This window comes from Peptoniphilus catoniae (assembly GCF_901447155.2).
GTDB lineage: Bacteria > Bacillota > Clostridia > Tissierellales > Peptoniphilaceae > Peptoniphilus_E > Peptoniphilus_E catoniae.
The window spans coordinates 386,317-406,912 of record NZ_LR588413.1 but is presented as its reverse complement, the minus strand read 5'-3'; the positions used below and the strand labels follow the sequence as shown (position 1 = coordinate 406,912).

Here is a 20,596-nt window from a genome sequence, read left to right as displayed (position 1 = left end):
TGGTACCGTGCAAGTTAAGTCTTTCGCCCCTTGGGATTCCAAGGAGTGAGAGACTTTTTAAGTTAAAGGAGGAAATATGAAAAAGATAATATTATTAATTTTAGCAATGAGCCTGTTAGTTGTGGGTTGCAAAAAAGCTGAAGAAACAGCTGACTCAAAGGTAAATAATACAAAAGAGACAGTGCAGGAAACAAATGAGGGTGAAAAAAGTTCACAAGAAGGCAAAAAAATTAAAGTCGGTATAGTACAGTTTGCACAACACATAGCCCTTGACAGATCAAGGGAAGGATTTATAGAAGGACTTAAGGATATGGGATATGAGGTTGAAGAGGAAACTGTAAATGTAAATGGAGATATAACTCTTATAGGAACTGCAGTTAAAAAGCTTGAAGGTAGTGGAGTCGATTTAATTTATGCTATAGCAACACCTGCAGCTCAAGAAGCTAGAAATTCAGTTGAAAATATTCCGGTAATATTTAATGCTGTAACAGATCCTGTATCAGCAAATCTTGTGGAATCAAATGAGCACCCGGGAAGAAATGTTACAGGGGTTTCCGACTACTTTTCCATTGAAACTCAGCTTGAAAACTTTCTTGAAATCTTTCCTGATTGTAAAAAGCTTGGAGTACTTTATTCAACAGGGGAAGCAAATTCGGAAGTACAGGTTAAGGAATTGGAAGAGGTTGCAAATAAACATGGTCTTGAGCTTGTTAAAGCCGGAGTTGCAAATGTAAATGACGTATCACTTGCCATGAGCTCTCTTGTTACTAAAATAGATTGTTATGTAGGGATTCAGGACAACCTTGCATCATCTGCAACAAGTATTATAGCTCAAAGGCTAAAGGAAGCAAAAATACCTTCCTTTGCAGGAGAGTCCGGTCCTGTTGAAAATGGACTTTTATTATCAGATGGAATAGATTATGTAAAGCTTGGAAGAAGTGCAGCGGAAATTGCCGATGAAATTATTAAGGGCAAATCTCCTGCTGATATACCTGTAGTATTTTCTACAGACACTAAAAGAATAGTTAATAAAACTACTGCAGATGCCTTGGGACTTGATGAAAACTCAAAAGTATTTGAAGGCGCAGAAGAAGTAAATTAGGAGGGAAAAATGCTGGAAGGGTTAATATCAGTATTACAATCATCACTAGAAGTCGGATTGATATTTTCATTACTTGCTATAGGAGTAGTATTAACATATAAGGTATTGGATCTTGCAGATTTATCGGTAGAAGGAACCTTTCCTTTAGGAGCCTTTATCTTTGCAGCCTTTACCTTAAAAGGAGTGAATCCCATTCTTGCTATGCTTTTAAGCTTCGCAGGAGGACTTGCTGCAGGTTTTGTAACTTATTTTCTTTACAAAAGATTAAAAATTGCAGCCTTACTTGCCGGTATCCTTACTATGACTATGCTGTATTCTATAAATTTAAGAATTACAGGTAAAAGCAACGTACCTCTTTTTGACTACGAAAACATATTTTCAAACTTTAGCTATTTACCAAAAATGCTGGTATTAATAATTATTGTACTGATAGTCAAATTTCTTATTGACTACTTCTTTAAAACTGAGCAAGGTTACCTTCTTATAGTAACAGGAGATAATGAATCCCTAGTAAGGTCTCTAGGCAAAAACCCAGATTTATATATTATGATAGGCTTTATGCTTTCTAATGGCCTGGTGTCCCTTAGCGGATCATTAATGGCGCAGCATCAGGGCTTTGTAGATTCTCAAATGGGAACCACAATGATAGTTACAGCTTTGGCATCAATAATAATAGGCGATACCTTTATGAGAAATAACAGAAGACTTAAGCTTTCAACAAGAGCTATTATAGGAGCAATAGCCTACAGGATAATATCAGGGCTTGCTATCTATGCAGGTCTAAATCCAAATGATTTAAAGCTGATTACAGCCCTTATAGTAATAGTATTTATAGTTTATAACAATATAGGCATCTTAGGTAAAAAGAAGCCACTAATTAAGAAAGAGTAGGAGAAGAAATGTTAAAAATAAAAAATTTAAGTAAAACTTTTTACCCGTCAACACCTGAAGAACAAATAGTTTTTAAAGATTTTTCATTGGATGTAGAAGAAAATGTATGTACTACAATTTTAGGTCCTAACGGTTGTGGAAAATCCACTCTTTTTAATCTTATTAGTGGAAGCATTATAGGAGATTCAGGCTCCATAGAACTTAATGGAGCAGAGCTTATGAATATAGTGGAAGAAAAAAGAGCTAAATATATAGGCAAGGTAAATCAAGATCCATCAATGGGAGTTTCTCCAAACCTTAATATTCTTGAAAATATGTCTATAGCTCTAAAAAAGGGAGAGAAGTTCACCTTTAAAAACCTTATAAAAAATACCGATGTGGACCTTATAGTAAAAAAACTTAAAGAACTGGACCTGGGACTTGAAGATAAACTTACCACTCAGGTAAAATTCCTTTCAGGAGGTCAAAGACAATCCCTTTCTCTACTAATGGCTACAATAAAAAGACCTGATCTTCTTTTATTAGATGAACACACTGCAGCCCTTGACCCTAAAACTTCAAAAATTGTAATGGAGAAGACAAGAAATCTTATAAACAAAGAAAAAATCACTACCCTTATGATTACCCATAATTTGAGAAATGCCATTGAGTACTCAAAGAGGATTATTATGCTAAGTAAGGGAGAAGTTGTTTTAGATGTAAGGGCAGAGGATATAACAGAAGAGGAATTAAATAAACTTTATAACGAAAATATTCTTAAGGATTTAAGAATGGCATCATAAAAACATAGAAAAATAAGAAACCTATCTATTTAATAGTAGATAGGTTTTTTGTATTTGTTTAAAGATTTCATAAAAAAGAGATTTCTCCATTCGCTGGCGCTCAGTCGAAATGACTGAAGGGAAGATTTCTCCATTCGCTGCACTCAGTCGAAATGACTGAATAGGAACGTATACTTGGTCGAAATGACTGAGACGGAGATTTCTACATTCGCTGAGCTCGGTCGAAATGACTAAACGGAGCACATACTAGGTTAAAATTATTGGGGAAAGAGTAAGTTGATGAAAAGGTCATAGTTTGTTTAGCCCACCACAAAGAAAGTGTAAGATATTTAGTCAAGTCATCTCGACTAAAGGAGCCCTGACGACTGCATGTAGAGATCTCATAAAAAAAGAGAGATCTTTCGCTAAAAGTCTCTCTTTTAATAATATATAATTTTTATTCTGTTACCTTTTCGTTTCTTCCTAAAGTCATTGTAAAGATAACTGCTAAAACAACTGTAGGTATAACCCATACAAAGGATCTTATTGCTTCCGGGAAGAGTTCATTAAAGGAATCTACAAAGCCTACAGGTAGACCTAATGCCCCAAGTATTTTAAATATTGTAGGAAGAAGCGCTCCAAGGACTCCGCCCATATAGGTTGCTCTTTTCTTAAAGGTATCTGAGAAAAGATTTAAGAATATCAAAACTATTGTAACCGGATACATAGCAAGTAAAACAGGAACTGAAATTTTTACTATTGATTCAACTCCGCCAAGAGCCATATAACCGCTGAAAACTGCTGATATAATTGCCCAAACATTGTAAGGGATTTTGTTATTTGTCATTCTGCTGAAAAAGTCACTAAAGGCTGATGTAAGTCCTATTGCTGTAGTTAAGCAAGCAAGAATCATAATCCCCGCCATAATAAGAGCTCCGGTATAGCCTAGAAGATTGTCAGCTATATAAATTAAACGCTCTACTCTTGATATTTCTCCAAGGTCTATGCCTGAAATGCTGGCTCCAAGGTACAATAAACCTCCATAAACTATACATAAGCCAATGGCTGCAATTGCACCGGATTTAACGGTAAGACTGAAAATTTCTTTTCTATCTGTAAGGCCCTTAAGTTCAAATCCTTTTATAATTATTGCTGTAAAGGCAAGAGATGCCAGGGCGTCCATAGTCTGATAACCCTCTTCAAAGCTTTTGCTGAAGGTATTTTCAAAGTCGGTTGCAACAGGCAGGGCAATTGGAGCTGCAATTCCTTTAAAAATTAAAACCAATAATAGCAAAAGCAATGCCGGAGTTAAAATCTTTCCAAGATCATCAATAATATTTGCAGGCCTAAGTACAAAAAATAAAACAATTCCAAAAAAGATTACCGCTGATAGAAGCGGGCTTAGATTTTCAATTAGGCTTGCTTGTATAAGTTCGTGGGTAGTAGCTGCGGTTCTTGGAATAGCAAGTCCGGGTCCTATAGACAATAATATAAGAGTTCCGAATAAAAGTGCAAATTTAGAACCAAGTTTACTTGATACGTCTTCAAGTTGTCCACCTGCTTTAGTAGTTGCAATAACTCCAAGCATTACAAGACCTACTCCTGTAAGTGAGAATCCTATAGTGGAAGAAACATAGTTGTCTCCTACCCAGGATCCTAAAGTCGGTGGGAAAATCAGGTTGCCGGCTCCAAAAAACATGGAAAACAAAGCGAAACCTGAAACTAAAAATAATTTTTTCTTGTTCATAATAACCTCCTAATGAAAAAAATTATACCATAGATTTACCCCTTTCAACAGATAAATAATTATAGAGCCTTCAATTAATTATAATAATTCTATATTAGATGGATTTGTGATATCCTTATAGAAGAGAATAAAGAAAGAGGTGCGCAATGACTAGAGAAATAGAATTTGTAGACACTACCTTGAGAGATGCTCATCAAAGCTTAATGGCTACAAGGCTCAAATATGATGACTTTAAAGATGTACTTAATCTTATAGATAAGGCCGGGTACAAGGCTGTAGAGTGTTGGGGTGGTGCAACTTTTGATACCTGTATAAGATTTTTAAATGAGGATCCCTGGCAAAGACTTAGAAATATAAAGTCAAAGCTAAAAAACACTAAGACTCAAATGCTTCTTAGGGGACAAAATCTATTAGGTTATAGAAACTATCCTGATGATGTAGTTGAAAAATTTATAGAGCTATCTATAAAAAACGGAATTGATATTATAAGGGTATTTGATGCTTTAAATGATGTGAGAAATCTTGAGACTTCAATTAAGTCAATAAAGAAATATGGAGCGCATGCTCAAGTAGCTATTTCATATACTATATCAAGAGTACACACTATAGAGTACTATGAAAAGTTCTGCAAAGATGTTCTTGAAATGGGAGCGGACTCTATTGCTATTAAGGATATGTCAGGTATCCTTATGCCTTATGAGGCCTATAGCCTTGTGGAAAGATTAAAAAAATTAACCTGCAAGCCTATTGAAATACACAGTCACTGTACTACAGGCATGGCACAAATGACTTATCTTAAATCTATGGAAGCGGGAATTGACATAATGGATACGGCGATTTCATCTTTTTCAGGCGGAACATCTCAACCTGCCACTGAATCCATGCATATGCTTGTAAGGGAAAGAGGCTTTGAATCAGGTCTTAATATATCTGTTCTTGAGGACTTGGCCGAATATTTCCAAGATCTTAGGAGTAAATATATAGATGAAAAACTTTTGCCTGTTAAAATGCTTTCAGTTGATCCAAGAGGGTTGATATATCAAGTTCCCGGAGGTATGCTTTCAAATCTATACAATCAAATGGTAAATTTAAAACAAATTGATAAATTTAACAGGGTTCTTGAAGAGATACCAAGAGTAAGAAGGGACTTAGGATATCCTCCTTTAGTAACTCCTATGAGTCAAATGGTAGGTACTCAGGCAGCTTTTAATGTAATTACCGGAGAAAGATATAAAATGGTACCTACAGAAATTAAGGACTATTTAAAAGGATTATATGGTTTAAGTCCTATAAAAATTGATGAGGATTTTAGAAAATCAATAATAGGCGATGCTGAGGTTATAACTAAAAGGCCTGCCGATTATTTGGAGCCTGTTCTTGAAAAGTCCAAGGCTCAAATAGGAGACCTGGCAAAAACTGATGAAGACCTATTAACCTATATACTTTTCCCTGAAGTGGGCAAGAGCTTCCTTGAAGAAAAGTATAAAAATTAAGATATATAAAAATCATAAATATATGATATAATTGAAAGGTAAAACGATTTCAAGAAAAATTATATAGAGGAGGTTATTGAATGAAAGTTTACACAACGGAAATGGTTAGAAACTTGGCTTTGGTAGGGCATAGTGGAAGTGGAAAAACCAATCTTACTGAAGCTATGCTGTTTCAAACCGGAGCAACTAAAAAACTCGGAAATGTTTCTGATAAAAATACTCTTAGCGATTTCAGCAAAGAGGAAATGGAAAGAGGAACATCAATAGGTACAAGCGTTATACCTGTAGAGTGGAGAAATTATAAGGTAAACATAATTGATACTCCGGGTTATCTTGACTTTGTGGGAGAGGCTTATGGAGCTTTACGTGCATCTGAAGCGGTACTAATGGTCATAGACGCTGCATCAGGTGTTGAAGTAGGCACTGAAAGAATGTGGAAATATACTGAAAACATAGGTCTTCCAAGAATCATATTTATAAACAAAATAGATGGTGAAAATGTAAACTTCAGAAAGCTTATGGAAGAACTTGAATCCTACTTCGGAAAGAAGGTTATACCTTTCTCAGTGCCTATAGGAGAAGGGGAAAGCTTTGAAGGGGTAACTGATGTAATTTACCAAAAGGGTTTTAAATATAAAAATGGAGCACCTGAAGAAGTTGAGCTTACTCACGATCAAGTAAAGGCAACTGAAAGAATGTATGAAGAAATCGCAGAAGTCGTTGCAGGCTCTGATGAAGTTCTAATGGAAAAATATTTTTCAGGGGAAAAGTTTACTCGTGAAGACCTATTAAGAGGAGTTACTTCAGCTCTTATATCAGGAGATGCTGTACCTTTACTTGTAGGCTCAGGAGAAAAGGGAATAGGTATAGATATACTTTTAAATACAATTGTAAACTATATGCCTTCACCTGATGATGAAAGAGCCCATATGGGATTTAGAGTTGAAAGCGGAGATAAAAAGAAAGTATCTGTAAATGAACCTTTCTCAGCTGCTGTATTTAAAACTATAACTGACCCATTTGTAGGAAAAATTTCAATATTTAAGGTAATATCCGGTAAGCTTGACAAGGATACAGTTTTATATAATTCAACTAAGGACACTACTGAAAAGCTTGGAGGATTATATGTAATAAGAGGTAAAAAGCAAATTGAAGTAGAAGAAATACAAGCCGGAGATATTGGAGCAACTACAAAGCTCTCTGCTACTGAAACAGGAGATACTCTATGTGATAAGGCAAGTAAGATAGTTTATAAGAAAATAAAATATCCCGCAGCTGTTTTGTATTATGCAATTGAACCTAAGACAAAGGGAGATGAAGAAAAACTTTCAACTTCTCTTAGAAAGTTAAAGGAAGAAGATCCAAGCTTTGTTATAGAAAGAAATGCTGAAACTAAACAACTTACTATAGGTGGACAAGGACAAGTTCAGCTTGATGTAATTCTTGAAAAGTTAAAAAATATTTTCGGAGTAGAGGTAAATATTATTCCATTTATAATTCCTTATAGAGAGACAATAAAGGGCACAGCCTCCGTTCAAGGTAAGCACAAAAAGCAATCAGGAGGAGCAGGACAATATGGAGATGTATGGATAAGATTTGAACCTTCAGAAGAAGAATTTGTTTTTGATGAAGAAGTATTTGGCGGTTCAGTACCTAAGAATTATTTCCCTGCAGTTGAAAAGGGTATAATCGAGTCCAAGGAAAAGGGAGTTCTTGCAGGCTATCCTGTAACAAACTTTAAAGCGGTTTTATATGATGGATCCTACCATGATGTAGACTCTAATGAAATGTCCTTTAAAATAGCTGCATCTCTTGCCTTTAAAAAAGGTATGGAAGAAGCAAAACCAGTTCTTCTTGAACCTATAATGAAGGTTGAGGTAACAATACCTGATTCATATCTTGGAGATGTAATGGGTGATATGAATAAACGTCGTGGAAGAATATTAGGAATGGATCAACAAAGCGACGGTTCACAGGTTTTAATTGCAGAAGCTCCTCAAGCTGAAATGTTTGAATACTCAATAGACCTAAGAGCCATGACTCAAGGTAGGGGTACTTTTAGTATGGAATTTGTAAGATATGAAGAAGTTCCTACAGCAATTGCTGAAAAAATAATAGAAAAGGCAAAACAAAAGGAAGATTAAATATTATACAATTAAAAATCTTATTAAATATTGCAGCTTAGTCTGCAATATTTTTTTGTAAATTTATAGAGAATTTAAAAATTTTAATTTTTTAACTATAAGTAATAATACTTTATTTTAGTCCTTTAAATTAGCGATTTACTTTTAGGGTAAAATGTGATATTCTCGTAAGGAAATATTATGAAAGGAATAGTAAAGTGAAAGATAAAAATTTTTCAAGTAGGTGGGGATTCGTCCTTGCTTGTGTAGGTAGTGCAGTGGGTATGGCCAATGTATGGGGCTTTCCATTTAGAATGGGATCTCTTGGAGGTTCAGCATTTTTAATACCATATATTATATTTGTAATTTTATTTTCTTATGTAGGTCTTAGTGCGGAGTATGCTATAGGCAGAAGAACCGGTACAGGCACCCTGGGCTCCTATGAATATGTTTGGAAGAAAAGGGGATTTAATAAGGCTGCAAAATTTATAGGCTGGATACCTTTAATAGGCTCATTTTGTATAGCTCTTGGATATTCAGTTATTGTAGCCTATGTTCTTAAAGCTTTAGTTGAAGCCTTAACAGGAAGCCTTATGACTGTTGATACTTCCACTTGGTTTGCTGATTTTTCAAGTAGGGCTTATTCAGTTGTACCCTATCACATTGCAATAATACTTTCTGTAGCTGCAACTCTTTTAGTAGGAGCACAAAGCATTGAAAAGACAAATAAAATTATGATGCCCTTGTTTTTCATATTGTTTTTGATTTTAGCAGTTAGAGTTTTATTTTTAGATAATTCTATTCAAGGCTATGAGTTTATGTTTAAGCCCAGATTTGAGGAGCTTTTAAATCCTGAGGTATGGATATTTGCCATGGGTCAAGCCTTTTTCTCCCTGTCTGTTACAGGTAGCGGTATGATAGTTTACGGATCATATTTGGAAAAAGGAGAGGATATAGTAAGATCATCTGAAAACACGGCGTTTTTTGATACAATAGCTGCTATTGTATCAGCTCTTGTAATTATTCCAGCTTGTTTTGCCTATAATATGGATCTTAAATCCGGACCGGGTCTTTTATTTGAAACTCTTCCTAAGATTCTTCAGGACATGGCATTTGGAAGGCTCTTTGCAGTAATTTTATTTCTAGCTGTTGTATTTGGTGGAATAAGCTCACTTCAAAATATGCTTGAAGTTGTGGTTGAATCTATTCTTCATAAATTTCCAAAGCTTAAAAGAAATACTGTCCTTGCAATACTTACACTTCTGCTTTTTGCAATTAGTGTAAATATGCACGCCATATCAACTTGGGGACCTTGGATGGACCTTGTTTCTATTTATATTATTCCTATCGGTGCGGTTATCGGATCTGTATCCTGGTTTTGGATTCTAAGAAAAGAAGAACTTCTTGATGAGATAAACGACGGTTCAAAGAAGAAACGTGGAGATTTTTGGCATGCTATGGGTAAATATGTGTATGTGCCTCTAGCAACAATTTTATGTTTAATAGCTTTAATTAAAGGAATATCATTTTAATTTAAAAAAGCATTGACAGTTTAACTTTAATTTAGTATCATGGATGAAATTATTTAAAATCAATGAAGTGGATGAGAAGGATCAAGGTATTTTAAGAGAGTTGATGTTTGGTGAAATTCAACAGCCTAATCCCAATCAAGAGGGCCATGGAGATCATCTTGTGAGCTTGAGCAAGCAGGATGCGTAAAGTTTTCGTTAAACTATGAGTGGGAAGTATTTTCCAAAAAAGAGTGGTACCGCGATTTATTCGTCTCTTTCTCCTTGTGAGAAAGAGATTTTTTTATTATCTACCTTTATAATTGCGGTAAGCTTTTTGGAAATTTTCAAGTAGAGTGGTACCGCGATTTGTTCGTCTCTTTTTCGTAAGAAAAGGAGATTTTTTAATTAGGAGGAAAAAATGACGGAAGTTAAGAAGGTAGTGCTGGCATATTCAGGAGGACTTGATACCTCAGTTATGATTTCATGGCTAATTGAGAATTACGGTTGTGAGGTAATAGCAGTAGCTGCAGATTTAGGTCAAGGTAGTGAGCTTTGCGGTTTAGAGGAAAAGGCAAAAAAGACGGGAGCAAGTAAGGTTTATATATCTGATTTAAAAAATAAGTTTGTAGAAGACTTTGTATTTGAAACTATAAAGTCAGGGGCAAAATATGAAAACAATTACTTGCTGGGAACCGCCTTTGCAAGGCCTATTATAGCTGAAGAAATGGTTAGAATAGCTCATAAGGAAGGAGCAGATGCCATAGTTCACGGTTGTACAGGTAAGGGAAACGACCAGATACGTTTTGAAACCGCCATTAGACATTTTGATCCCTATATAAAAATTTTAGCACCCTGGAGATATTGGGAGCTTAAGTCAAGAGAAGATGAGGAAGCTTATGCCGCCTCTCATAATATAAAAATCAATTCCAACAAGGGTAGAGTATATTCTGAGGATAGAAATCTTTTCCACATATCTCATGAGGGTTTGGATTTGGAAGATCCTATAAATGAACCTGATTATTCAAAGGTACTGTCTATTTGCAAAACCTATGAGGAAGCTTCCAATGAGGCTGAATATATTGAATTAGAATTTAAAGAGGGCATTGCCGTTAAATTAAACGGAGAGGAATTAAAGCCTGTGGATATGCTTGCCAAGCTAAATGAAATAGGTGCAAATCATGCCATAGGTATAGATGACATTATAGAAGATCGTATAGTCGGGATTAAAGTAAGGGGCATTTATGAAAACAGTGGTGGAGCTATATTATATAAGGGCCACGAAATTTTAGAGTCCTTAACTATGGACAGAGATATGATAAACTATAAGGCGACAGTAGCAATTAAGTATGCAAATCTTATTTATGAAGGTCTATGGCATTCAAAGTTAAGACAAGCTTTAGGAGCTTTTGTAGATTTTACTCAAAAGAATGTAAATGGGAAGGTAAGACTTAAACTTTATAAGGGCAATATTATTCCTGCCGGAGTAAGTTCAGACTATTCACTATTTAATAAAGATTTTGCCACCTTCGGTGAAGACAGTGTATATAATCAGGAAGATTCACAAGGCTTTGTAAACCTATTTTCACTGCCTAGTAAGATACAAACTATTATGGAGGAAAAAACTAAATGAAAGTATTAAAGGGAAGATTTGAAAAGGAAACAGATTTAGAAGCTCATGCCTTTAACAGTTCTATAGGCGTGGATTTCAGACTTTATGAGGTGGATATAAAAGGGTCTTTAGTGCACAGTGAAATGCTGTTTAGACAGGGAATAATCAGCAAAGAAGACTTTGAAAAAATTACAAAGGGTCTTTTAACAATACTTAAGGATATAAAAGAAGGGGCTCTTACTATAGATTATGGAGCTGAAGATATTCACATGTTTGTGGAGGAGGAGCTGACTAAAAGAGTTGGCGATGCAGGTAAAAGGCTTCACACATCAAGATCAAGAAATGACCAGGTGGCCCTTGATGTTAAACTTTACACTAGAGAAAAGTGTAAGGAAATTATAAAACTTCTTTTTAATCTTGAAGATGTTTTAATAGACTTGGCAAAGGATAATTTAGATACAATAATGCCCGGATATACTCATCTTCAAATAGCACAGCCTGTCACTTTAGCCCATCATCTTATGGCATATGTGCAAATGATTAAAAGAGATATTGAAAGATTTAAAGACGCCTACTTGAGAATGTCAACCTGTCCTTTGGGAGCAGGGGCCCTTGCCACTACAACCTATAATATAGACAGGGACTTTACAGCAAAAAACCTGGGCTTTGATTCTCCAACTTTAAACAGTATGGATTCAGTGTCTGACAGGGACCATGTATTGGAAATTCTATTTAATATTTCAACCTTTATGATGCACCTTTCAAGATTTAGCGAAGAGATAATTCTTTTCGCATCACAGGAATTTGCTTTTATATCCCTTGATGAGGCTTATTCTACAGGATCATCTATAATGCCTCAAAAGAAAAATCCCGATATGGCTGAGTTAATTAGGGGAAAATGTGCCAGGGTTTACGGCAATTTAAACGGTGCCATGACTATGTTAAAGGGCATACCTCTTTGCTACAACAAGGATATGCAGGAGGATAAGGTTTATCTATTTGACAGTGTAGACACCTGTATCTTGGCTACTAAAGTTTTTATGGGAATGGTAAAAACCATGAAGCCTAATATAGAAAGAATGAATGAGATGGCACATAAAGGCTTTATCAACGCAACGGACATGGCTGACTATTTAGTTAAAAAGGGACTTGCCTTTAGAGATGCATATAAGATAACAGGAGAGCTGGTAAGGTATTGTATAGACAAGTCTAAAAGTCTAAATGAACTTGATCTTAGTGAGCTTAAAACCTTTAGTCCTTTATTTGAAGAGGATGTATATAAATATATAGATTTAAATTATATACTTGCCGGTAGAAAGATATTTGGAGGTCCTGCGCCTGAAGCTGTCAAAAAGCAAATAGAAATCACCGAAGGAGATTTAAAAAAATTAAAAAAACTTGTAGACTGAAATATAAAAATTTATAGACCATAAAATAAAAAAGATAGACTCAAAAGAGAATCTATCTTTTTTATTTATTTATTTACTTAATAAGGTATTCGGGTTCCCTTGATTCTAAAACATCATCAAGACCACGAGCAGCTCTAAGGACCATTTCATCCATAGCTTCCTTAGTGGTAGCAGCTATATGGTTAGTTACAATTACATTTTCAAGTTTAAAAAGTTCGCTTGAGGGGTCAAGAGGTTCTTTCTCCGTTACATCAAGACCTGCTCCGGCAATCTTTTTATTTTTCAAAGCCTCAATAAGCTCGTCTTCATTAATAATAGGTCCCCTTGAACAGTTAACTAAGTAGGCTGTTTCCTTCATAAGGTCAAACTCTCTTTTGCCAACACTGTGTCTTGTATCTTCGGTAAGGGGGGAGTGAATGCTTATATAGTCCGCCTCTTTAAATATCTCATCTTTATCCTCTACAAGGGTAAAATCTAAGTCCAGACTTTTAATAAAGGGATCATAAACAAGGACCTTCATGCCAAAACCCTTTGATGCCATATTAGCAACTTCTCTTCCAATTTTACCCAGACCTAAAACGCCCAAGGTCTTTCCTGAAATTTCTACAAAGGATGTAGAGTCTTTAGCTTTTAAATTTCCATTTTTATAGGCTGATGCCATTTTAGGTATTTGCTTGGCGCAAGATAAAATTAAAGCCATAGTGTATTCAGCAACTGACCTTGAATTTGCACCAGGAGTGTTTACCACCTTTATTCCCTTTGCTCTGCAAGCCTCAAGGTCAATATTGTCAACTCCCACTCCGTGTTTAGCAATAACCTTTAAATTAGGACAGGAGTCTATAAGTTTTTTACTTATAGGAAGTATTCTTACTAAAATAGCTTCACAGTCCTTTGCCGCTTCAATTAAAGAGTCTTCATCTTTCCCTTTTGGAAAAACAATTTCATAACCTTTATCTATTAAAAAATCAATGCCTTTTTGGCTTACTTGTTCTGTAATTAAAACTTTTCCTTTCATAAGTCACCTCTTAAGCTAAAGTCTATCAATAAGTAGGATTTAAGTCTAAGTCTAAATAACTAATCATATTATAATAATATAGTTATGAATTGTAGTAGTGCTTGGCTATATCTATAAAATCTCTTGCAGCAGGAGAAATATAGGAATTTTTCTTATAAAGAACTACAAGGGGAACTAATAGGTCCTTGGATTTTAAGTCTATAAAAACTAAACCCCCGTTTTTATGGGTTCCTTTTTTAGCAGAAACTATAAATGAAAAGCCCATGTTGGCTGCTACTAAATTAAGGGCTGTAGTGTTGTTTGTCGTATAGATAACTTCATTAGGAACAAATTTTATCTTTTCAAAGTAATCATGGACCTTGTTGGAGATAATAAGTCCGGGCTTAAGTAGGATAAACCTTTCATCTTCAATAAGATCAAGAGGATTTAGACTGCCTTTTTCACTTTGATTTAAGATTTTTTGAGTGAGGGGATTTTTCAAGTTAGCTGCAAGTTTTATATCCTCGTAAGAAATTACTTCAAGATTCATATCCTTGGGGATGTTTAAGGTAGAGTTAATAATTGCAAAGTCTATTTTGTTATCGGAAATAAGCCCTTCCATTTCATTAACGGGATGCTCATGAAGGACTATTTGAATATTAGGGTGTCTGCGGGAAAATTCAGGGAAGATATCCGGCAAAAGAGTAGACCCTCTCCAAGGGCTGAAGCCTATATTTATAGTGTAGCTTCTTTTTTTGTTAATGTTGTCAAGTTCAATTAAAAGCTTTTTATCTAAAAGTGAAGAATCCGTCAAATAGTTATAATAAATTCTACCTGCCTCAGTTAATTCTATAGGGCTTTTACTTCTGTCAAGAAGTTTGGTATCAAGCTCACTTTCAAGTCTGCTTACATATTGACTAAGATATGGTTGTGATACGAAAAGCTTTTCAGCAGCTTTAGTTATGCTTTTTTCCTTAACAATAGTTATAAAATATTCAGGTTTTTTATTCATAAGGACCTCCTTATAAAACATTATAACAAAAAGCTTATATTATATTAAGTATATTAAACTTAGACAGAAAAATTTTCTAATGCTAGAATAAGAGTAAAGATATAGAAGTAAAGGAGAAGGGTAATGAGGTTATCAACTATTAAAATTCAAGATAAAGAGGTTGCTGCAGTAGTAACTGAAAAGGGTCTTATAACTATAGAGACCTTAAACAAAAAAGAAAGTAAAAATTGGAAGACTGATATATTTTCTCTAATAGAAACAGAAGAGCTTGAAGATCTTAACCATTGGTATAAAAATGGAGGTAAGGAAAAGCTTGAATCTATAGGAGAAGTGATTAAATTTGAAGATGCCGTGTATGCACCTTTATACAGAAATCCAAAAAGAATATTCGGTATAGGTCTTAACTATGTGGATCATGCAGGAGACCTTGGAGAAAAAGCTCCTACAGGTTTCCCCGGAAGCTTCTATAAACCTGCATCAACTATTGTAGGCCACAAGGATGAAATTCACATCCCCAAGCTTGCTGAGGCAAAAAAGACAACAGCAGAGGCTGAGCTTGGAATAATTATAAGTAAAAAGTGTAAATTTATAGATAAAAAAGACTGGAAAGATTATGTAGCAGGCTATACAACTATTCTAGATATGACAGAAGAGTCAATTTTAAGACAGAACCCGAGATTTTTAACTATAGCAAAAGGCTTTGACACCTTTTTCAGCTTTGGACCGGAACTTGTAACACCTGATGAAGTTGAGGATGTTCTTAAGCTTAAGGTACAAACAGTTCACAATGGTGAAGTTCATGCTGAAAATGTAGTATCAAATATGATGCACCAACCTGATGAATTAGTTTCTTTAATATCTCACATACAAGGTTGGTATCCAGGAGATATTTTATCAACAGGAACACCGAGAGCCGTGGCAATAAATGACTCAGATACAGTTGAATGTAGAATTTCAGGAGAAGGAATGGAATTTAGAACTTTAGAAAATCCTGTAGTAGATTTGAAACTTAAGAAATAAGGAGGAAAACATGGATTACGGTTTAAAAGATAAGGTAGCATTAGTGTTGGCAGCAGGTGGCGGACTTGGATCAGGAGTGGCTATGGAGCTTGCCAAAGAAGGCGCTAAGGTAATGCTTAGTGACTATTCAAAGGAAAATCTTGACGAAAAGGTAAATTGGATAAAGAAGGAAACAGGAAACAATAATGTAAGCTCAGTTGTAGCTGATATGACAGATCCGGAAGCTATAAAAGCAATGGTAAAAGAAACAGTAAATACCTTTGGACCAATTTACTCACTTTTTAACAATGCAGGAGGACCTCCAGCAGGACCTGTTCTTTCCTTTGACGATGAAATATGGTACAAGGCTTTTGACTTAACACTTTTATCTTATGTTAGAGTTATGAGAGAAGTAGTACCTCAAATGAGAGAAAACGGTGGAGGAAGAATAGTAAACTCCACATCATCATCAATTAAGTCTGTACTTTTTAACTTGGGACTTTCCAACACCATGAGAAGTGGCGTAATGGGACTTTCAAAAACAGTATCCCAAGAAGAAGGCGGAAACGGCATTTTGTGTAATGTAATAGGACCCGGAAGAATAGGAACAGCAAGAATAGATTATTTGGATAAAATGAGAGCAGACAAGCAAGGTATAAGTGTTGAAGAGCTTCAAAAAAACACTTTTAAGACAATACCTTTAGGCAGATATGGAAAGCCTGATGAATATGGCAAGCTTGCAGCGTTTTTACTTGCACCATCAAATACTTATATAACAGGACAAGCAATACTACTTGACGGAGGACTTGTAAAAGCGCTATAACCCTTCTTAGTAACAGAAACACCTTGTTTACAAACAAGGTGTTTTTGTTTATTAGGCTTATATAAATGTAAAATTTAATTATTATTTTATGAATAGTAAATAAAATGATAATTAAAGCAAAGGAAATTTGATTTGATGAATAATAACAGTTTTTTTAAATGCAAGTAATAGGCTATAGTAATAAGCATTTTAAATATATTGTACGGGGTTTATAGAACTTTTGAGTTTACTATTTAAAATATGGTCTGTGAAGATCTTTAAATGATAAAGCTAAAACAATCTTATAGTTAGTATTAAAATATTTTGCCTTTTACATAGTTAAAAAAATCATCCTTTAAACCTTCATCCTTAAGGGCGAAGTCGAAATTTGCCTTTAAGTAGCCAAGCTTTGAACCTAAATCGTATCTTTCTCCCTTAATGGGCAGGCCGTAAATGCTATCACTTTCCATAAGCTTAATGAGACCATCTGTAAGCTGAATTTCATTTTTAGCACCTTTTTTTAAATTCGGCAGGATTTTAAAAATTTCAGGACCTATAATATATCTTCCAATAATGGCAAGATTTGATGGAGCTTCTTCTATTTCGGGCTTTTCTACCATGGAGATAATCTTATCTCCCTTCATTTTAACGATTCCATATTTATTTACATCCTTTTTATCAACTTCATAGAGTCCAATTATAGAACCGCCTACTTGATTATATTTTTCTATTAATTGCTGAGAGGCGTTTTTTTCATTTACAATTAATTCATCTCCAAGAAGCAGAAGAAAACTCTCATTTCCTACAAAGGAAGCGGCACAGTTTACAGCATGACCCAGGCCTAACGCCTCATGTTGTCTTATAAAATGGATATTTGCCATTTCCTTTAAGTCTTTAATTTTTTTTAAGTCTTCGGTTTTATTGTTAAGGGCAAGCTTTTCTTCAAGCTCATAGTTGGAGTCGAAATAGTCGACAATTGACTCTTTACCCCTACTTAAAATAATAAGGATATCCTCTATGCCACAGTCAACAATTTCTCTAACAAGAAAATCAATACAGGGTCTATCTATAATAGGCAGCATTTCCTTAGGAAGGGATTTAGTGAAGGGAAGAAATCTTGTTCCTAAACCTGCTGCAGGAATTACGGCTTTTTTTATTTGCATGTTTTCACCTCGGTTAAATTATAGCACAGACAAGGGGTTAAAATAAAAAGGCTTGTTTAAAAAAACATTATTTTGATGTATTATACTAATAATAAGGAGTGATAGTATGATACCTACAAGAGAAGAAGCTATGGAGCTTTTATTAAAATACAATGAGTCTGAAGCCTTAATAAAGCATGCCCTACAGGTGGAAGCTGCTATGATACATTTTGCCAAGGTTTTTGACGAAGATGTTGACAAGTACTCTATAGTTGGTTTGTGTCATGATTTAGATTACGAAAAGTATCCCGATGAACATTGCAAGAAGACTCGTGAAATCTTAGAAGCTGAAGGATGGGACGAGGAAATTACAAGGGCTATAGTATCTCATGGTTGGGGCCTTTGCAGCGACGAAAAGCCTGAAAGCAAAATGGAGAAGACCCTATATACTATAGATGAACTAACAGGAATTATTAATGCTTGTTGTCTGCTTCGCCCAAGCAAGTCCGTATTAGATCTTAATCTAAAAAGTCTAAATAAAAAATTCAAGGATAAAAAATTTGCCGCAGGTTGCGATAGGGATATTATTCTAAAGGGAATAAATATGCTGGGTCTTGAAAAGAATTTCATTTTTGAAGAAACTATTAAAGGTCTTCAAGAAAGAGCCGAAATATGTGGACTAAAAGGAAATTTATAATTTCATATTCATTTCACAAAAATATAATATAATTTATTCGCTTGAGGTGATGTATATTGTATAAACTTTTAGTTGTAGATGATGAGGAAAAAATAAGAGAAGTTATAAGAACTTATGCCGAGTTTGAAGGCTATGAAGTAATGGAAGCTTCAGACGGTATAGATGCAATAGAAAAATGTAAGGAAAACAAGTTTGACGTTATAGTAATGGATATTATGATGCCAAGACTTGACGGATTTTCATCATACAAGGAGATAAAAAAAATAGAAGATGTTCCCGTCTTAATGCTTTCAGCGAGAGGGGAAGAGTACGATAAACTTTTCGGATTTGAAATAGGAATTGACGATTATGTTGTAAAGCCCTTTTCTCCCAAGGAATTAATGGCAAGGTTAAATGTAATTGTCAAAAGATATCAAAGGGCAAACAAAAATGAAGTTTTGGAATTTGAAGGACTTAAAATAGATCTTGACGGAAGAGTTGTATATGTAGATGGAGAAAAGGTCGATCTTACACCTAAGGAGTACGATTTACTTGTTTTTTTGGCAAGTAATGAAAATATAGCCTTATCCAGAGATAAGCTTTTAAGCAAGGTATGGGGATATGACTTTTATGGAGACGACAGAACTGTTGATACACATATAAAAATGCTTAGAAATTCAATTAAGGACTATAGAAGATTTATAGTTACTGTTAGAGGTACGGGATATAAATTTGATGCCGGAGAATAAAAAAATAAAACTTGATAAAAACAGCATAATGTTTACCTTTTGGAAGTACTTTTCAATTTTTGCAGTAGCTATTCTTTTGCTTTTATGGCTCTTGCAAATAGTTTTTTTAAATAGATTTTATGAATCTATGAAAATTAACGAGGTAACTAAAATAGGAGATTATTTAAGGGGACAGTTTGAAAAAGATAACTTTGAAACTCAGATTCTTAACTACTCCCAAAGGAAGGGAATGAATATTGAGGTAATAGATGAGGAAGGTCATTTAATCTATCCTCTTACCTTAATAGATGTAATTATAAACCCTAAGGTAATAGACCAAGAAACATTTAATGAATTTTTTAAGGGAGTAAAGGATGGCAAAAAGCCATCAAGAGTATTTATTACAAGATTTGAGAATCTAGAGAATCCTTCCATAGTTTACGCAGGCTATTTAGGGAAAACCGGAGCCTCAACTTATTATATAACTATTAAAACTGCACTTGAGCCTTTAGATTCAACTACGGATATATTAAAGAAAATGCTTATGATTGTATCTGTTTTGGCATTTTTACTTGGATTATTATTATCCTATTACTTTTCAAAAAGATTATCCAAGCCCCTTGTTGAAATGTCAAGGACTGCAAAGCAATTAGGTAGCGGAGACTATTCGGTACATTTTAAACACGTTAACTATACGGAAATTGATGACCTGTCCAAAACTCTTAACTATGCAACAGATGAGTTGACAAAAACAATAGAGTTAAGAAAGGATTTAGTAGCTAATGTAAGTCACGATTTGAAAACTCCCTTAACTGTAATTAAATCCTATGGAGAAATGATAAGGGACATATCAGGGGATAATAAAAGCCTTAGAGACAAGCATATAAATACAATTATTGATGAAGCCGATAGACTTACAGATTTTGTAAATGATCTTTTGGATCTTTCAAAAATAGAGTCAAGCCTTGAAGAGGTTAAGCTTGAAGAGGTGGATTTAAGTGAGATTACTAAAGAGGTTATGGAAAGATTTCAAAAAAGTCTACCTAAGGAAAGCTATGAATTTATATTAAAAAAAGAAGGAAGGACTCATATTATTGCTGACAAAAAAAGATTGGAACAGGCAATATATAACTTAATTAATAATGCCGTTAACTATTCAGGCAAGGAAAAAACTATAAGACTTGAGGTAATTGGAAAAAATGGTATGGTGGAATTTTCCTGTATAGATAAGGGAATAGGCATAGATAAAAGCGACATAAATAATATATGGGATAGATTTTATACTGCAAGGGCAAATCACAGCAGGCCAACAGTAGGCACAGGTTTGGGCCTTTATATAGTAAAAAATATTTTTGAAATGCATAAATTTGAATATGGAGTAGAATCGGAGCTTAACAAAGGATCCAGATTTTATTTTAGAGCTAAGGCTGTTTAAAAATTGTAGGATTACAGTTCTTTATCTTTAAAGATTAAATTCTTTAGAGAAAAGAACTGTTTTTTTTATTTATTTTTTAAAAGAAGGTGGATAATCTAATAGATTTGTTGTAAAATGTAATTAAGTGGAGCGAAGTGGTTAGATGTGGTTTAAAATGGTGTT

Annotated in this window: 17 protein-coding genes and 2 other annotated features (1 of these 19 cut by a window edge); of the genes, 13 read left to right on the top strand and 4 right to left on the bottom strand. The window is 34.5% G+C overall.

The genetic code is table 11. The features are described 5' to 3' along the window. Window positions 1-34: a binding site (T-box leader), on the top strand; it begins 176 nt to the left of the window's first position. A gap of 42 nt (window positions 35-76) precedes the next feature. From PEPCATONIAE_RS02145 to PEPCATONIAE_RS02135, 3 genes are read left to right on the top strand one after another with little or no spacing between them, the layout of a single operon-like run. Then, window positions 77-1,102 carry an ABC transporter substrate-binding protein gene (locus tag PEPCATONIAE_RS02145; RefSeq protein ID WP_138159340.1) on the top strand — a complete coding sequence of 342 codons (1,026 nt, stop codon included), beginning with the start codon at window positions 77-79 and terminating at the stop codon, window positions 1,100-1,102. A 9-nt stretch (window positions 1,103-1,111) separates the two neighbouring features. Further along, window positions 1,112-1,993 (top strand): ABC transporter permease, encoded by an 882-nt coding sequence (locus PEPCATONIAE_RS02140; protein ID WP_138159339.1) that lies wholly within the window; start codon window positions 1,112-1,114, stop codon window positions 1,991-1,993. Window positions 1,994-2,001: 8 nt separating this feature from the next. After that, window positions 2,002-2,775: an ABC transporter ATP-binding protein gene (locus PEPCATONIAE_RS02135; protein WP_138159338.1), complete on the top strand. Its 774-nt coding sequence runs from the start codon at window positions 2,002-2,004 to the stop codon at window positions 2,773-2,775. 436 nt (window positions 2,776-3,211) lie between these two features. On the opposite strand, the gene brnQ is transcribed toward PEPCATONIAE_RS02135, so the two are convergent. Next, window positions 3,212-4,501, bottom strand: a complete 1,290-nt coding sequence (brnQ, locus tag PEPCATONIAE_RS02130; RefSeq protein WP_138159337.1) for a branched-chain amino acid transport system II carrier protein — start codon at window positions 4,499-4,501, stop codon at window positions 3,212-3,214. 146 nt (window positions 4,502-4,647) lie between these two features. On the opposite strand from brnQ, the gene PEPCATONIAE_RS02125 reads away from it, so the two are divergent. From PEPCATONIAE_RS02125 to argH, 5 genes are all read left to right on the top strand, one after another. Continuing rightward, window positions 4,648-5,994, top strand: a complete 1,347-nt coding sequence (locus PEPCATONIAE_RS02125; protein ID WP_138159336.1) for a pyruvate carboxylase subunit B — start codon at window positions 4,648-4,650, stop codon at window positions 5,992-5,994. Between the two features lie 80 nt (window positions 5,995-6,074). Beyond that, window positions 6,075-8,138, top strand: coding sequence for an elongation factor G (gene fusA, locus PEPCATONIAE_RS02120; RefSeq protein WP_138159335.1), 2,064 nt, complete (start codon window positions 6,075-6,077; stop codon window positions 8,136-8,138). A gap of 197 nt (window positions 8,139-8,335) precedes the next feature. Beyond that, the gene (locus PEPCATONIAE_RS02115; protein ID WP_138159334.1) at window positions 8,336-9,649 is read left to right on the top strand and encodes a sodium-dependent transporter; all 1,314 of its coding nucleotides are present in this window, start codon (window positions 8,336-8,338) and stop codon (window positions 9,647-9,649) included. 53 nt (window positions 9,650-9,702) lie between these two features. Next, window positions 9,703-9,907, top strand: a binding site (T-box leader). Between the two features lie 139 nt (window positions 9,908-10,046). Beyond that, complete coding sequence (locus PEPCATONIAE_RS02110) at window positions 10,047-11,258, top strand: argininosuccinate synthase (protein ID WP_138159333.1); 1,212 nt, start codon at window positions 10,047-10,049, stop codon at window positions 11,256-11,258. After that, a complete protein-coding gene (argH, locus tag PEPCATONIAE_RS02105; protein WP_138159332.1) occupies window positions 11,255-12,646 on the top strand; it encodes an argininosuccinate lyase in 1,392 nt (463 codons plus the stop codon). The genes PEPCATONIAE_RS02110 and argH overlap by 4 nt, the downstream gene beginning before the upstream one ends. 73 nt (window positions 12,647-12,719) lie before the next feature. On the opposite strand, the gene PEPCATONIAE_RS02100 is transcribed toward argH, so the two are convergent. Together PEPCATONIAE_RS02100 and PEPCATONIAE_RS02095 are read right to left on the bottom strand one after the other, a co-directional pair. After that, the gene (locus tag PEPCATONIAE_RS02100) at window positions 12,720-13,661 is read right to left on the bottom strand and encodes a hydroxyacid dehydrogenase (protein ID WP_138159331.1); all 942 of its coding nucleotides are present in this window, start codon (window positions 13,659-13,661) and stop codon (window positions 12,720-12,722) included. Between the two features lie 82 nt (window positions 13,662-13,743). After that, entirely contained in the window at window positions 13,744-14,652 is a 909-nt protein-coding gene (locus PEPCATONIAE_RS02095) for a LysR family transcriptional regulator (protein ID WP_180339338.1), read from the bottom strand. A 123-nt stretch (window positions 14,653-14,775) separates the two neighbouring features. Between PEPCATONIAE_RS02095 and PEPCATONIAE_RS02090 the strand changes: the two genes are divergently transcribed. Together PEPCATONIAE_RS02090 and PEPCATONIAE_RS02085 are read left to right on the top strand one after the other, a co-directional pair. Beyond that, window positions 14,776-15,672 carry a fumarylacetoacetate hydrolase family protein gene (locus tag PEPCATONIAE_RS02090; RefSeq protein WP_138159329.1) on the top strand — a complete coding sequence of 299 codons (897 nt, stop codon included), beginning with the start codon at window positions 14,776-14,778 and terminating at the stop codon, window positions 15,670-15,672. Window positions 15,673-15,682: 10 nt separating this feature from the next. Further along, window positions 15,683-16,474, top strand: coding sequence for an SDR family oxidoreductase (locus PEPCATONIAE_RS02085; RefSeq protein WP_138159328.1), 792 nt, complete (start codon window positions 15,683-15,685; stop codon window positions 16,472-16,474). A 293-nt stretch (window positions 16,475-16,767) separates the two neighbouring features. On the opposite strand, the gene galU is transcribed toward PEPCATONIAE_RS02085, so the two are convergent. Then, entirely contained in the window at window positions 16,768-17,616 is an 849-nt protein-coding gene (gene galU / locus PEPCATONIAE_RS02080) for a UTP--glucose-1-phosphate uridylyltransferase GalU (protein ID WP_138159327.1), read from the bottom strand. Between the two features lie 106 nt (window positions 17,617-17,722). Here galU and PEPCATONIAE_RS02075 point away from each other — a divergent pair, with 106 nt between their 5' ends. From PEPCATONIAE_RS02075 to PEPCATONIAE_RS02065, 3 genes are read left to right on the top strand one after another with little or no spacing between them, the layout of a single operon-like run. Continuing rightward, window positions 17,723-18,292: a hydrolase gene (locus PEPCATONIAE_RS02075; RefSeq protein ID WP_138159326.1), complete on the top strand. Its 570-nt coding sequence runs from the start codon at window positions 17,723-17,725 to the stop codon at window positions 18,290-18,292. Between the two features lie 56 nt (window positions 18,293-18,348). Beyond that, entirely contained in the window at window positions 18,349-19,020 is a 672-nt protein-coding gene (locus PEPCATONIAE_RS02070; protein WP_138159325.1) for a response regulator transcription factor, read from the top strand. Beyond that, window positions 19,007-20,434, top strand: coding sequence for a HAMP domain-containing sensor histidine kinase (locus PEPCATONIAE_RS02065; RefSeq protein WP_246060405.1), 1,428 nt, complete (start codon window positions 19,007-19,009; stop codon window positions 20,432-20,434). Before PEPCATONIAE_RS02070 ends, PEPCATONIAE_RS02065 begins: the two co-directional genes overlap by 14 nt. The last annotated feature ends 162 nt before the right edge of the window (window positions 20,435-20,596 follow it).